We start from the raw sequence: 13,407 nt of genomic DNA, 5'->3' as shown, positions 1-13,407 counted from the left end.
CAAAAAACGCAGGCCAGCCTTGCAACTCGCACTTGGCACGGGCTTTGCAAGATGGACAGCGAGCCGGCGGAGGAGCCGGAGCGAATGTTTTCGGGAGGAAAGCAATGAAGTCGATTTTTGCCGCCGGCATGCTGGTGACCATGGCCCTGTCGGGCACCGCCCTGGCGCAGGATTATCCCACCAAGCCGATCACCGTGGTCGTGCCCTTCTCGGCCGGCGGCCCCACCGACACGGTGGCGCGTCTCGTCGCCGAGGCGATGAGCCAGGATCTGGGCCAGCAGGTGGTGGTGCAGAATGTCGGTGGTGCCGGCGGCACGCTCGGTGCCGGCCAGGTCGCCACCGCGCCCAATGACGGCTACACGCTTTTGCTGCATCACATCGGCATGTCGACCGCGCCGACGCTCTATCGCAGCCTGCCCTATGATCCGCTGACCGATTTCTCCACCATCGGGCTGATCACCTCGGTGCCGATGACGCTGGTGGCGCGCAAGGATTTCGAGCCCAATACCATGGCCGAGCTGCTCGACTATGTGAAAGCCAATGGCGAGAACATCACCTATGCCCATGCCGGTATCGGCTCGGCCAGCCAGCTATGCGGCATGCTGTTCATGGAAGCGGTCGACACCCCGATGACCACCGTGCCCTATCAGGGCTCTGGCCCGGCCATGACCGATATCATCGGCGGGCAGGTCGACCTGATCTGCGACCAGACCACCAATACGACCAGCCAGATCCTGGCCGGCGAGGTCAAGGCCTATGGCGTCACCTCTTCGACCCGCCTGCCGACCCTGCCGGAGCTGCCCACCACCAGGGAAGGCGGGCTGAGCCTCGAAATCGGTGTCTGGCATGGCCTTTACGCCCCCGCGGGCACAGACCCGGCCATCATCGCGCGGCTGGAGGCATCGCTGCAAAAGGCGCTCACCAATGAATCGGTGACCACCCGCTTTGCCGAGTTGGGCACCTATCCGGTCACCGCTGCCGAAGCCACGCCCGAGGCCCTGACGCAGACCCTCACCAGCCAGATCGAACTCTGGCGCGCGGTGATCGAAGCCGCCGGCGTCTATGCCGACTAAGTCCTGACAGCGGCCGCCTGCCCCCATTGGCGGGCGGCCGCATGGTCCGGCACATGCCAAACATCATGGGGAGGACGGCGCATGGCCGTTAATGCTTCGACCAAGGAATTGGTCTCGGGCGGATTGTTCGTGGCCTTTGGTGCCTATTTCACGCTGGAATCGCTGAGCTACGAGATCGGCACCGCGTTCCGCATGGGCCCCGGCTTCATGCCATTGCTGCTTGGCGGCGTCCTGTGTGCCCTCGGGGTGGCCGTTGCCATCAGCGGCCTGGGCAAGCCCGATACCGAGGAGCGCGATCCGCCCTCCTGGCGCGCCATCGCGTTGATCCTGGGCACCATCATCTTCTTCGCCCTTACCATTCGCGGGCTTGGCTTCATCCCCGTGGTCTTCGTCTCGGCCTTCGGCGCCGCCATGGCCAGCCGGCAGAATTCGCCTCTGTTCGCCGCCATCCTGGCGGTGGGCCTCACCGTCATGTGCACCCTCATCTTCGTGGTCGGCCTCGGTTTTCCGGTGGCTTTGTTCGGCCCCTGGCTCGGTCAATAGGAGCGGCCCATGGATATCATTGCTTCACTGGGCCTGGGCTTTTCCGTCGCCCTGGACCCCATCAACATCTTCTACTGCTTTGTCGGCGTGCTTCTGGGCACTCTGGTCGGCGTGCTGCCCGGGATCGGGCCCACCGCCACCATTGCCATGCTCCTGCCGATCACCTTCTCGCTGTCGCCCGCCACGGCGCTGATCATGCTCGCCGGCATCTATTACGGCGCCCAATATGGCGGCTCGACCACGGCAATCCTCATCAACCTGCCGGGCGAAAGCTCTTCGGCGGTGACCGCCATCGACGGCTATCAGATGGCCAAGAAGGGCCGGGCCGGACCGGCTTTGGCCACCGCCGCACTCGGCTCCTTCTTCGCCGGCACCGTCGGCACGCTGCTCCTGGCCTTCTTCGCTCCGCCCCTGGCCCGCGCCGCGCTCAATTTCGGCGCCCCGGAATATTTCGCTTTGATCGTTCTGGGCCTGCTCGTCTCCATCGCCCTGGCCCATGGCTCGATCCTCAAGGCCCTGGCCATGATCGTTCTGGGCCTCCTGCTCGGCATGGTGGGGCAGGACATCTATACCGGCCAGCCACGCTTCACCTTCGGCCAGCGCGAGCTCTATTCGGGCCTCAACTTCGTCTCGGTGGCCGTCGGCATTTTCGGCGTCGCCGAAATCCTGCGCAATCTCGAGCTCGAAAAGGGGCGCGAGGTCATGGTCAAGGCGGTCAAGAATCTGTGGCTGACCAAGGAGGATTTCCGCCGCTCCGCCGGCCCGGTGGTGCGCGGCACTGCGCTCGGCTCCATTCTCGGCATCCTGCCGGGTGGCGGGCATATCCTGGCGTCCTTTGCCTCCTACTCGGCTGAAAAGCGCCTGTCCAAGCATCCCGAGGAATTCGGCCATGGCGCCATCGAAGGGGTGGCGGGACCGGAATCGGCCAATAATGCCGCCGCGCAAACCAGCTTCATCCCGCTGATGACCCTGGGCATTCCCGCCCATCCGGTGATGGCGCTGATGGTGGGCGCGTTCATTCTCCAGGGCATTACCCCCGGCCCCAATGTCATCAACGACCAGCCGGCGCTGTTCTGGGGCATCATCGCCTCGATGTGGATCGGCAATATGCTGCTGGTCCTGCTCAACCTGCCGCTGATCGGGCTGTGGGTGAAACTGCTTTCCATCCCCTATCGCGCGCTGTTCCCGGCCATCGTGCTGTTCGCCTGCATCGGCTGCTACTCGATCAACCAGAACATCTTCGATATCTACGCCATCGGCTTTTTCGGCATCCTGGGCTATGTGCTGATCCGCTTCGGCTGCGAACCGGCACCGCTGCTGCTCGGCTTCGTGCTGGGGCCGCTGCTGGAAGAGCATCTGCGCCGCGCCATGATCATCTCGCGCGGCGACCCGATGGTGTTCCTCGAGCGCCCGATCTCGGCCACGCTGCTGGGCCTGGCCCTGCTTGCCGTCATCATCGCGGTCCTGCCCTCCATCCGCAGGAAGCGCAAGGAAGTGTTCGTCGAAGAGGATTGATCCTCCCCGCCTGCGCCCTGCCCGGCTTTGTCCGTCGGGCGCAGGCATGACCCGGCCAATGACCGGTCCATAGGCGGCTTGCGGACACTGCCGCCCGCTTCTACGATCCGCCGAGCAAGAGGCGGACCAAAGCGATGAATTCCTACGACCTGCACAATCAGACGGCCATCATTACCGGCGGCGCGCAGGGCATCGGCCTCGCCATCGCGGCGCGCCTCGTGGCCTCGGGCGCGCGGGTCAGCCTCTGGGATATCGATCCGGCAGCGCTGGCTGCGGCGAGCGCCCGCCTGGGTGAGGCGGCCTCCACCCTCGTGGTCGATATCGTCGATGGCGATGCGGTGGCCAGGGCCGCCGCCGAAGTCGCGCAAAGCCATGGAGGCATCGACATCCTCGTGCATTCGGCCGGCATTGCCGGCAAAAACGCGCCGCTCGACGAATATGACCCCGCCGAGTGGCGACGGGTGATCGACATCGATCTCAACGGCACCTTCTATGTCAACCGCGCCGTCGTGCCCTTCATGAAAGCGGCCAATTACGGGCGCATCGTCAACATCGCCTCTATTGCCGGCAAGGAGGGCAATCCCAATGCCGCCGCCTATGCCGCGGCCAAGGGTGGCGTCATCGCCATGACCAAGGCGCTGGGCAAGGAACTGGCCAAATACGACATCGCCGTCAACGCCATCACGCCGGCCACGGCCAAGACCCGCATTCTCGACGAGCTCAAGCCCGAATTCATCGACTATATGCTCAGCCGCATCCCCCGCGGCCGCTTCCTCGAGGTCGATGAAGCCGCCAGCATGGTCGCCTGGCTGGTCAGCCCCGAAAACAGCTTCACCACCGCCTCCGTCTTCGACCTCTCGGGCGGCCGCGCGACCTATTAGGGCATTTCAAACTGAGCCGGACCCTCAGTTCTGTCGTCTCCTCCCCGTTGCGAGCAGTGCCATCGCATATTGTCCTGAGCTCTGGTCCTCCACGAGCGAAAGCTCGACTTGGCGCCTCGTATTGTCCCGGCGTTTCCCCTCCACCGTTCCGCCCTTGGGCTCGATCCGAGGGCCAATCTCCGCCTGCACCAGTACTGTCTGGCGGCCCGCCGACAGGCCCTCGGGTCAGGCCCGAGGGCGACGTGGTACGCGTTTCATCTGTCGCGCCAGAACCCGACTACTGCCTTCCGAGGGCATGACGGTCCTATGCGATAGCCCTCCCCGCAAGGGGGAGGGAGTTCGGGCTGCGTGTTTGGCAATATCTCACCTGGCACTCGATGCGGCTCCTCCCCCTTGACGGGGGAGGCTGGGAGGGGGTGTGGAGCACGCTCAAACCCATATGCGATAGCCCTGCCCTCAAGGCTGAGCGAGGCGAAATGGGCCAAAGGCCACCTCAGCTTGAAATGATCTAGAGCGTTCCATGTTCTGGTTGAAGCGGCGCTAGCGCCCCTCCCCTCAAGTGGGAAGTGTTCGCTTTGAGCGCGTTGGAAGGCGCTTAGACTTCGGCTTCGGCTTCGGCTCCCGCTCTCCCTCCCCCTTCAACAGGGGGAGGTTAGGTGGGGGTGCTACAGGTTTAGCAAACTCCCATGAAACCAACGGATTCCCGGACCGTTCAGCCCCCCTCCCTCATTCCCTCCCCTCAAGGGGAAGGGAGGCGCAAGCGCCCCGAGTGTCCGTCAGCTTGAAATGATCCAGCGCCAATCCACTCGCCACGCACCGGCAATGCAGCCTCGCGCCAGCGGTCCGCGTCCTGGCACCAGCAATCCGTGTAGCACCAGCAATCCGCACCCCTCGCACCACCACTACCCCTCGCGCCCTCTCCGCCAAAACACACCCCCATTGACAGCGTCACCATAGCCCCATAATAACTGACTGACCGTCAGTCATTTACGGAAACGCTTATGTCACCCCGTCGCGCCAATCCCCCCGAGCGGGCCGGCGAAATCCTTGCCAGCGCCGCGCGTCTGTTCCGCGAGAAAGGCGTGAGGGCCGTTTCGGTGGACGAAATCGTCCAGGGCGCCGGCATCGCCAAGGGCACGTTCTATCTCTATTTCAAGACCAAGGACGACCTGCTGGCGCGTCTCGCCGAAACCGTGGTGGAGCACATGGCGGTCGCCGCAGCCGCGGCTGGCCAGCAGCAGGGCGACAGCCTTGATCGCTTTGCCGCCGCCGTGCTGGCCATGCAGCAGGTGGATCGCGGCGAAACCTATCTGGTCGAAGCCCTCAACCATCCCGAAAACACTGCCCTGCACGATCTGGTCAATATGGCGCTGGTGCGCCGGCTGGCCCCGGTGCTGGCCGCAATCGTCGAGACAGGCCGGGCCGAAGGCGCCTTCGAGGTCGAGGACAGCCTCTCCACCATCGAATTTCTCCTGGCCGGCCAGGCGGCCCTGCTTGGCGGCGGCCGCTTCGGCTGGACCGCCGAGGAACACGCAGCGCGCCTGCGCGCCACCCTCATCATCATCGAGCGCGCGCTCGGCACGCCCAAGGGCGCGCTGCTCACCCGCCTTGCCACTCTCGGATAATCTTACCCATGCCGCCCAATGAACAGGCCATCATCCACCGCTTCAACCGGCCCTGGACCTTCTTTGCCCTCGCCACCATCTTTCCCTGGACCGCCTGGCTGATCGCCGCCTGGTTCAGCCGCCAGCCCGAACCCGGCACGCTCAGCCTCAGCATGGTCAGCCTTTTTGCCGGACTGGGCCTGGTCCTGCCCATGCTGGTCTCCTGGTTGCTGATCCGCCGCGACCCGGTGCTGCGCGAGGATCTCTGGCGTCGCCTCAGCGTCAAGGGCCTTGCCTGGCGTAACATGCTGTTGGGTGCTGCCATCATGGTCGGCAGCATTCTGCTCGCCCAGCTGATTTCGCTGGCCTTCGGCTACAGTCCCGAACAGTTCCTTCTCGCCAATCATGCCTCGTTCAGTGCCGGCATTCTGGTGGGCTGGGTGCCGCTGCTATTCGCGCCCATTGCCGAGGAAATCAGCTGGCACGGCTATGGCACCGATGCGCTGCGGCGCAGCATGAACCTGTTCTGGACCTCGATTGTCTTCGGCGTCTATTGGGCGCTCTGGCACCTGCCGCTCGGCTTCATCGAGGGCTATTACCAAGCCAATCTGGCCGATAGCGGCCCGCTGCACACCCTCAACTTCGTCGTCAGCCTCATTCCCTTCGTGCTGCTGATGAACTGGCTCTACTACCGCTCGGGTCGCAATATCTGGGTGGCGGTCGCCTTCCACCTCGCGGCCAATGTCTTCAACGAACTGTTCCAGACCCATCCGGACAGCAAGATCATCCAGACCGGCCTCTTGCTGGTGCTCACCGTGGTGATCGTGGTCCGCGACCCCAGCTTCTTCTTCGGCCACCTCCCGGCCCGTACCGCTCAACCCCGAAAGGCCCTATCATGACCACCATTCTGATCGAAAAATATGTCGAAGGCGCTTGCGTCGAAGAGCTGCGCATTCCCGTCGGCCCGCTGCAATTCGTCGCCGGCCTCCTGCCCGGCTCTGCCTTCCAGGAGCTTCAGCGTCAGGGCCTCGACATCGATGCCCTGCTCAATGAGACCAATCCCGACCGCGCCGTGCAATGGCTCGATGTCGAGGAAAAAAACGTCCGCAAGCGCATCCGCATCTCCCGCCAGGACTGAAGTTTTGAGGGGCAGGGGACCATCCTCCCCGCACCCCGCCTTTCCCCCAGGCATACGCGCCGCGCCCCACAATCACCGCCCAGCCTTCGGTGCGCAGCGCTAAACGCCAGCGCCGCCCTGCCACCGGGGTGCCCGGCGCCCGCCACCATCACCATGCCGCCCTCGGGCTTGACCCGAGGGCGGCCAGATCATTTCCACTTGAGGCGGACTCTGTGCGCTTTCGCCTCCCTCCCCCTTGAGGGGAGGGAATGAGGGTGGGGGTCCATCGGTGAATCACTGAACCACCCCCACCCCGGCCCTCCCCTCAAGGGGGAGGGAGAGCAGGAGCCGCGGTTACAGTGCCTCCCGATGAGCCCAAAGTAAACACTGCCCTCCACTCAAGGGGCAGGGGCGATGAGGCCGCATCAACCAGAACGTGAACGTTCTAGCCGCACCACAACCCCTTCGTTTCCCCGTGCCCGCGGCCAGTCTCGTCGCACTGTCAGAAGCACCGCCTATCCCCGGCGCGCTCCAAACTCAAAACCCTATCGCGGTACCACGAAGTGCTGCCGCGCCAGCGCCGCCTCGGCCCGCGTCACGCAGCCTTGGGCATGGTCGTTGATCAGCCCCATGGCCTGCATGAAGGCATAGACCGTGGTCGGTCCCACGAACCGCCAGCCGCGCTTCTTCAGTGCCTTCGACAAGGCCTCGGATTCGGGAGAGGTGGATCGCGTCTTCGGCGTCGCCGCCTCTTTGCTCTCGAAGCGCCAGACATAGGCCGCCAGCGAGCCGGTTTCGGCGATCAATTCCTGCGCCCGGCATGCATTATTGATCACTGCCTCGATCTTGCCGCGGTGCCGCACGATGCCGGCATCGGCCAGGAGGCGGTCGATGTCGAGCGGGGTGAAACCGGCCACGGTGTCAATGTCGAAATTGGCGAAGCCGGCGCGGAAGGCTTCGCGCTTATTGAGGATGGTGCGCCAGCTCAATCCGGACTGGAACGCCTCAAGGCTCAGCTTTTCGAACAGGCGCCTGTCGTCGTCGACGGGAAATCCCCATTCACTGTCGTGATAGGGGACAAATTCGGGCGCGCCGGCACACCAGCGGCAGCGCGGTCGTCCATCCGGTCCGTCTATCGTCGTCATCACTGCCCCCAAGCCATATCCGTTCGGCGCCTCTTGCCGCAACCTCCTGCCAGTCCGTGGCAGCAATCGCGCTCCGACGACAGCAGTTCTCTGCCATGCGGGGGCGCCGGCGCTCATATTTCGTTCACATCGCGGTCAGGCTTGTGTCCGAAATGTGGCAAACCCGCGCGATTTCGCCGGTTGCAGAAACCCCGCCCTTGCACTAGTTTGCGCCCACTCCATCGGGCCAACCCCCGATTCCGGCCTGCACCCGTAGCTCAGCTGGATAGAGCGCTGCCCTCCGAAGGCAGAGGTCGTGAGTTCGAATCTCGCCGGGTGCGCCAATAAAAACAATAAGTTAGCACTTCGTTGATGATTTGCTTTGTAGATCAACTCACCAAAAGCTCACGAACGTCGTCTGGCGATCGCCTCAATCTGTTAAGTTCGAGGGAAATGGCACTCGACTCCCGTGGGCCATTCTGAGAGCTTGCCGCTATGCGATCGCACCTTTGGCGGCTTGTCACCGGTAGAGCCCCTAGCAGCACCTCACCGCGTTTCAGTGAGTGGGTGCGGCTGCTCTTTCACTTGGCGATGCTAACGTTAAATGCGGCGCTTCTGGCCTTGAACGGCAGGGTCCATCTCTGCATTAGCCAGCTCGATCTCTGCGCCTCTAGCCACGATAGTGGTTGGAATTCCTGGGTTTGGCGTCGTCGCGTGGCAGGCAAACCTAGGTTTCAAAAACCTGGTTGAGGGACAAACACACCGCGCAGAGATCGAACTACAGGCCCGGGAGCACAGCTATAGATTAGATCAGCAGAAAGTAGCCGCAGAACGCACCTATCAGCATAGGGTATTAGCGGCCTCTTTGCATGGAGAGCTCATCGCTCTCTTGAGCGCAGTCCACCAACAACAAACTATACTCCGAGCGCAAAATGTCGTCTGGAAACGCCTTTCACTGGATCGAGATTACAAGAATGCGGACGCCCCCTTCACCCCACCTCGTTTCGCAGTTCCTATCTATCAAGCGAACATCGATAGGTTAGGTCTGCTTGGTCCATCCGTCGCAGCTAATGTTGTCCAAGTATACGCCCCTGCGGCCACGCCGCCGCCGCCCGCGGCAAAGCTTATGCCTGGTTTAGTTTATACCGCTAAGAAGGTTTTCTCCTGGCATTCAGGAATTGGACGGGCGAGATCTTGCACGTCGGAAGCCGTCTAGCCGCGTTTCAAGGATTTCGTGAAGATCCGGGCACCTTGCTCGACTATCGCAATTCACGACCCAAGTCAGGTGCCGACGGGCAGTAGGGTAGGGGGACGAAGTGGCAGAAAGAGGCATTCCACCTTTAATTGTGCAAAAGGTCTCCAATCACGGAGTGGACAATCCGATCGTGGCGCGTCTTGCGCTTCAGACTATTGAGTTGGCGCAGTGGCTAGACGTTGATAAAGCGACAAAAGAGGAGATATTCGGTCGCTACTTGGAGCTTCAGCGCCGGCTTCTGCAATGCCATGAATACCATGCACGGCTGATAGCTTCCCGCGCCGAAGCTCTCAAAGAAACGAACGAAGTCCTGGCGCGCGGGGAGTATACAGTTCCCGCGATTATGAACCTTCAGGCCGAGGTCGAAGGCCTGCTCTTCGCGATCAAGCTTTTCCTTCGGGACGTCGCGATAACAATGAACGTACTGTTTGAGAACGCACGCTTAAGCGAAGAGGCGGCCGTTTTTTGGAACTCTAGAGGGGAGAAAAGTGCTGCCCAAAAATGGGCGGAGAAGACATTTGGATTAAACCATCACCTCACCACATCCCTCTCCGGGGATGCAAACTGGATCTCCGAGCTAGTAAAAAAGCGTAACGCAGTCGAGCATCCGGGCGGTAACTCCGGAGCGCTGAAAATCGAGGACTTCGCTCAAGGCCCAAGCCGAGGCTTATATATCCCGCCTGCTTGGTATCGCGTTCGGAACGACGACACTCTGCCCAAGACAGACCTGTACCGCGACCTAGACGTAGCTTTGGATAATCTTTTGTCGTTCGCGGAGGAGATGCTTATCCACGCCATCAATGCACGTCCAATGACAACGGCCATTGGGTTTAGAGAGCTTTCCCCTGACCTGAGGAACCCTGACGCGCCTATCCGGTTCATTGCGGTAATGGCCACTGATCCACAGAGTGTTGATAAGTAGCTACTCAACTCTTCCCCTGTCGATAATCCCGAACTTAACCTTACGGATACCTTTGACCTCGCTGCAGTATCGTTCCAGTTCTGCAATGGCAGAGGGATGGAGTTGCAGTTTCTTCACCGTCGAAGCAGCGACCTCCAAGGCCATCTCAAAAAGATCAGCTTGGCTAACTTTTAAGGACAGCTGGGAAAGCGTTTTGATCAAAGCCAGTGAAGCGACCATTTGCGCATCCAATCGCGCTCGCAGCTCGGCGTTTTGGTCCAGCATGAACTGCAGCGCTTCGTCCACAGATTCAAACTTCAATTGATCTGCCATCAGGCGATACTCCAACCAATGTCGGCCTGAATGCCATCAATTTCTCTTTTGAGCCTTCTACCCAAAATCGGCGCAACTTGATCCGCAATATGCTCCGGATCGTTGACCCCCTGGATGTGAATTCCTCCCATGTTGATGAGGAAAGAAACGCTTCCCGAAGACCCACCGGACAGCATACCTCCCGTTTCCGACGCGGTGTGAACCTGTCCCGGCCCACCGAACTCCACCAACTCCGGTCCTTCCTCACCCACAAGTGCCAGGCCTGAATTGAAGCGGCCACCTTTGGCGAACGCATTTGGGGCAGGGAGCCTAGGATCCTCGACACCGTTGATGACGGCGTTCGTCCCAGGAATTGACCCATGCTCCGAGGCTCGCTGATGTCGAAAGGTTTCAGCGGGCCGTGCCGCCCAAACGGCGATCCATGGCGACATGCTGCACTTTGCGCCCAGGCACCATAAGACTGTATGGCTTGGACGCATCGACGCTTGGCCGACAAGGATATGACCATGACCACCACGCCCGTTTGGGACATTTTCGAGCTGCGCCTGTCGGGTCCGGCTACCGGCAACCCCTATATCGATGTGACACTTGAAGCCTATTTCACGCAGCGCGGCCGTTCCATTCGCGTTCCGGGTTTCTACGATGGCGAGGGTCAATATGTGCTGCGCTTCATGCCCGATACGCAGGGCGAGTGGCACTACGAAACCCGGTCTTCCCTGGCCGCGCTAGAAGGAAAGGTTGGCAGTTTCACCGCGACCACGCCGCTCAAGGGGGCGCATGGCCCTGTCCGGGTCGCCAACCAGTTCCACTTCGCCCATGCCGACGGCAAGCCGTTCCTCTGCTTCGGCACCACCTGCTATGCCTGGACCCACCAGCCGCTCGAGTTGCAGGCGCAGACCCTCGATACGCTGACCACGGCGGGTTTCAACAAGATCCGCATGGGCGTCTTTCCAAAGGACTATCCGTTCAACACCAATGAGCCGCTCCATGACGTTTTCGACGTCGGCGCAGATGGCAAGCGGGATTTCGACCGACCCAATCCAGTGGCATTCCGCCATTTCGAAAGCCAGATCGGCAAGCTGCGCGATCTTGGTATCGAGGCGGATATCATCATCTTCCATCCCTATGACCGTTGGGGCTATTGCGACATGTCCGCGGAGCAGGACAATCGCTATGTCGCGTATCTGGCGGCGCGCCTAGCGGCCTATCGTAATGTGTGGTGGTCGCTGGCCAACGAATACGATTTCCTGCTCGACACCAAACCGATGGAGCGATGGGACCGCTTCTTTCACATTCTCGGAGAAAACGACCCCTATGGCCATCTGCGCTCGATCCATAATGGCGATGTGCGGATGAACTATGATCACACCAAGCCCTGGGTCACCCATGTCTGCATCCAGAACTGGGACGTCAAAAAGACCCCGGAATGGCGCGATGCCTATGGCAAGCCGGTGGTCAATGACGAGCCCGAATATGAGGGCAATATTTTCCCCGCCTGGGGCAATATTTCGGCCCAGGAATTGACGCATCGATTCTGGATCACGGCTCTGCGCGGCGGCTATGCCGGGCATGGGGAAACGTTCGAACACCCCGAAGACATCATCTGGTGGGCCAAGGGTGGCGAGCTCCATGGCGACGCCTGGAAGCGCATCAAGTTCCTGCGCGAATTGCTCGAACAAGACGTCAAGGCCGGCCTGACGCCGCTCGGTGGCACTACGTCCTGGCCGTGGAGCCGCATGTCGGCGGCCGAGGATGGCGACGTGCGCTATATCTATTTCGGCGAGCACCAGCCGGCGCAATGGACGACCGGCCTGCCGCTCGACGACCGCGACTACGATGTCGACCTTATCGACACCTGGGCCATGACCATAGAGCCCGCCCAGCGTATCGCGCCCGCAATTCCCCATCCGACCCGACATGGCGCCGTGGTGCGCGGCGGCAAGGCGGACGCCGCGTTCGGTGTCCGCCTGCCGGGCCGCCCCCATCTGGCCCTGAGGGTCAGAAGGCGGCGCTGACCGGCCGGACAGCGCCCCGTTCAATCATCCGAGCGGACCGCAGAACCTAGTCCGGCTTATGCTCGAAGCGGCGACCGGAAATCTGGGAGATGACCGTGTAGGCCATGACGCCGAGGCCGTAATAGGAGGCGGAGGACGCCTCCTCGCGCGGCATGACGATCATCTGGTTGGCGCGGCAGGCAAAGAGGAAATCGCAGAAGCCGGGCACGACCTCGTCGAGATATTTCATGGCATCGGCCGGAGTTTCGAGGGCATCGGTGCGATATGTGACGAAGACAAAATCGGCGTCGAGCTCGGGCAGAGCTTCGGCGCTCAAGAGCTCGTTGGTGCCTTCGGGAATGGCGTTGACCCGGTCGGGAAAGACGAAGCCGGCGTCACGCAGCACGATGCCCAGCGTGCCATAGGTGTGCCAGACAGCGAACTGACCGTTGACGCCCTGCATGATGCTGACGGAGATCGAGCTGGTGTCGATCAGGCGCTTGATCTGCGCGATCTGGCTCTGGTAGCGCGCATCGAGAGTGGCCAGGCGATCTTGGGTACCGGTGACGTCGGCAAGAACGGAATGCATGCCGAAAGCGTCGCGCTTGCCCGAGTCCAGCACCAGTGTGGGGGCGATGGCCTCGAGCTGCTCGAGGCCGGCGGTCTGCCAGGGGGTAGTGAGGATGAGGTCGGGTTCGAGCGCGGCCACCGCCTCGACATCGGCGGGCAGATTGCCGACGAACTGAATGGTGGAATTGTCGAAGTCGATACCGGTCAGCACATTGCTTGAGCGGATGAAGGGCTTGCCGTCCTCGGTGGTGCGGCCATGGCTGCCGACAGGGATCACACCAAGTTCGAGCAGCGGCACCGTGAGCACGCTGTCGTGCAGGCTGACAATGCGCTGGGGAGCGACGGGAATATCAACGACGCGACCGGTATCATCGGTAAAGCTGCGCGTTTCCTGGGCGAGCACCGGCGACAGCGATAGCGCCGTCACAACCGCCACCGCGGCTAATTTGAGGATGAACTGCATGAAAGGCTCCAGTGCGGGCCGCAAACGACCCTTG

13 protein-coding genes and 1 tRNA gene are annotated in these 13,407 nt (G+C 61.8%); 10 read left to right on the top strand and 4 right to left on the bottom strand.

Going from position 1 to position 13,407, the window contains the following annotated elements; translation table 11 throughout:
• Window positions 1-104: 104 nt before the first annotated feature.
• The 7 genes from BGO80_RS12325 (at window position 105) to BGO80_RS12295 (ending at window position 6,754) form a co-directional block, all read left to right on the top strand.
• Window positions 105-1,073, top strand: a complete 969-nt coding sequence (locus BGO80_RS12325; protein WP_126149451.1) for a tripartite tricarboxylate transporter substrate-binding protein — start codon at window positions 105-107, stop codon at window positions 1,071-1,073.
• 81 nt (window positions 1,074-1,154) lie between these two features.
• A complete protein-coding gene (locus BGO80_RS12320) occupies window positions 1,155-1,616 on the top strand; it encodes a tripartite tricarboxylate transporter TctB family protein (RefSeq protein ID WP_286721708.1) in 462 nt (153 codons plus the stop codon).
• A 9-nt stretch (window positions 1,617-1,625) separates the two neighbouring features.
• Window positions 1,626-3,131 carry a tripartite tricarboxylate transporter permease gene (locus BGO80_RS12315; protein WP_286721707.1) on the top strand — a complete coding sequence of 502 codons (1,506 nt, stop codon included), beginning with the start codon at window positions 1,626-1,628 and terminating at the stop codon, window positions 3,129-3,131.
• A gap of 134 nt (window positions 3,132-3,265) precedes the next feature.
• Window positions 3,266-4,012: an SDR family NAD(P)-dependent oxidoreductase gene (locus tag BGO80_RS12310; protein WP_286721706.1), complete on the top strand. Its 747-nt coding sequence runs from the start codon at window positions 3,266-3,268 to the stop codon at window positions 4,010-4,012.
• A gap of 1,001 nt (window positions 4,013-5,013) precedes the next feature.
• The gene (locus BGO80_RS12305; protein ID WP_286721705.1) at window positions 5,014-5,637 is read left to right on the top strand and encodes a TetR/AcrR family transcriptional regulator; all 624 of its coding nucleotides are present in this window, start codon (window positions 5,014-5,016) and stop codon (window positions 5,635-5,637) included.
• Window positions 5,638-5,645: 8 nt separating this feature from the next.
• Window positions 5,646-6,515, top strand: a complete 870-nt coding sequence (locus BGO80_RS12300) for a CPBP family intramembrane glutamic endopeptidase (RefSeq protein WP_286721704.1) — start codon at window positions 5,646-5,648, stop codon at window positions 6,513-6,515.
• Window positions 6,512-6,754, top strand: a complete 243-nt coding sequence (locus BGO80_RS12295) for a hypothetical protein (RefSeq protein ID WP_126148956.1) — start codon at window positions 6,512-6,514, stop codon at window positions 6,752-6,754. The genes BGO80_RS12300 and BGO80_RS12295 overlap by 4 nt, the downstream gene beginning before the upstream one ends.
• Window positions 6,755-7,278: 524 nt before the next feature.
• On the opposite strand, the gene BGO80_RS12290 is transcribed toward BGO80_RS12295, so the two are convergent.
• Entirely contained in the window at window positions 7,279-7,881 is a 603-nt protein-coding gene (locus BGO80_RS12290) for a DNA-3-methyladenine glycosylase I (RefSeq protein ID WP_286721703.1), read from the bottom strand.
• A gap of 243 nt (window positions 7,882-8,124) precedes the next feature.
• On the opposite strand from BGO80_RS12290, the gene BGO80_RS12285 reads away from it, so the two are divergent.
• Together BGO80_RS12285 and BGO80_RS12280 are read left to right on the top strand one after the other, a co-directional pair.
• A tRNA-Arg gene (locus BGO80_RS12285) sits at window positions 8,125-8,201 on the top strand.
• Window positions 8,202-9,173: 972 nt separating this feature from the next.
• Window positions 9,174-10,034: a hypothetical protein gene (locus BGO80_RS12280; protein ID WP_286721702.1), complete on the top strand. Its 861-nt coding sequence runs from the start codon at window positions 9,174-9,176 to the stop codon at window positions 10,032-10,034.
• Here BGO80_RS12280 and BGO80_RS12275 read toward each other — a convergent pair whose 3' ends face one another.
• Entirely contained in the window at window positions 10,035-10,346 is a 312-nt protein-coding gene (locus BGO80_RS12275; protein ID WP_286721701.1) for a hypothetical protein, read from the bottom strand.
• Window positions 10,346-10,777, bottom strand: coding sequence for a hypothetical protein (locus tag BGO80_RS12270; RefSeq protein ID WP_286721700.1), 432 nt, complete (start codon window positions 10,775-10,777; stop codon window positions 10,346-10,348). Before BGO80_RS12270 ends, BGO80_RS12275 begins: the two co-directional genes overlap by 1 nt.
• A gap of 69 nt (window positions 10,778-10,846) precedes the next feature.
• Here BGO80_RS12270 and BGO80_RS12265 point away from each other — a divergent pair, with 69 nt between their 5' ends.
• Window positions 10,847-12,361 (top strand): DUF5060 domain-containing protein, encoded by a 1,515-nt coding sequence (locus BGO80_RS12265; RefSeq protein ID WP_286723018.1) that lies wholly within the window; start codon window positions 10,847-10,849, stop codon window positions 12,359-12,361.
• Window positions 12,362-12,407: 46 nt separating this feature from the next.
• Here BGO80_RS12265 and BGO80_RS12260 read toward each other — a convergent pair whose 3' ends face one another.
• Complete coding sequence (locus tag BGO80_RS12260; RefSeq protein ID WP_286721699.1) at window positions 12,408-13,373, bottom strand: ABC transporter substrate-binding protein; 966 nt, start codon at window positions 13,371-13,373, stop codon at window positions 12,408-12,410.
• Window positions 13,374-13,407: the final 34 nt, after the last annotated feature.

The sequence above is a fragment of the Devosia sp. 63-57 genome, from assembly GCF_001899045.1.
GTDB classification, from domain to species: domain Bacteria; phylum Pseudomonadota; class Alphaproteobacteria; order Rhizobiales; family Devosiaceae; genus Devosia; species Devosia equisanguinis.
The sequence above is the reverse complement of the archived record's forward strand: the minus strand, read 5'-3'. Positions and strand labels throughout refer to the sequence as shown.

Excerpts from the sequence above, each read along its gene's own strand:
- BGO80_RS12305 (WP_286721705.1), top strand. The coding sequence starts at position 5,014 with ATGTCACCCCGTCGCGCCAATCCCCCCGAGCGGGCCGGCGAAATCCTT.
- BGO80_RS12295 (WP_126148956.1), top strand. The coding sequence starts at position 6,512 with ATGACCACCATTCTGATCGAAAAATATGTCGAAGGCGCTTGCGTCGAA.
- BGO80_RS12300 (WP_286721704.1), top strand. The coding sequence starts at position 5,646 with ATGCCGCCCAATGAACAGGCCATCATCCACCGCTTCAACCGGCCCTGG.
- BGO80_RS12315 (WP_286721707.1), top strand. The coding sequence starts at position 1,626 with ATGGATATCATTGCTTCACTGGGCCTGGGCTTTTCCGTCGCCCTGGAC.
- BGO80_RS12265 (WP_286723018.1), top strand. The coding sequence starts at position 10,847 with ATGACCATGACCACCACGCCCGTTTGGGACATTTTCGAGCTGCGCCTG.
- BGO80_RS12275 (WP_286721701.1), bottom strand. The coding sequence starts at position 10,346 with ATGGCAGATCAATTGAAGTTTGAATCTGTGGACGAAGCGCTGCAGTTC.
- BGO80_RS12310 (WP_286721706.1), top strand. The coding sequence starts at position 3,266 with ATGAATTCCTACGACCTGCACAATCAGACGGCCATCATTACCGGCGGC.
- BGO80_RS12320 (WP_286721708.1), top strand. The coding sequence starts at position 1,155 with ATGGCCGTTAATGCTTCGACCAAGGAATTGGTCTCGGGCGGATTGTTC.
- BGO80_RS12260 (WP_286721699.1), bottom strand. The coding sequence starts at position 13,373 with ATGCAGTTCATCCTCAAATTAGCCGCGGTGGCGGTTGTGACGGCGCTA.
- BGO80_RS12325 (WP_126149451.1), top strand. The coding sequence starts at position 105 with ATGAAGTCGATTTTTGCCGCCGGCATGCTGGTGACCATGGCCCTGTCG.
- BGO80_RS12270 (WP_286721700.1), bottom strand. The coding sequence starts at position 10,777 with ATGTCGCCATGGATCGCCGTTTGGGCGGCACGGCCCGCTGAAACCTTT.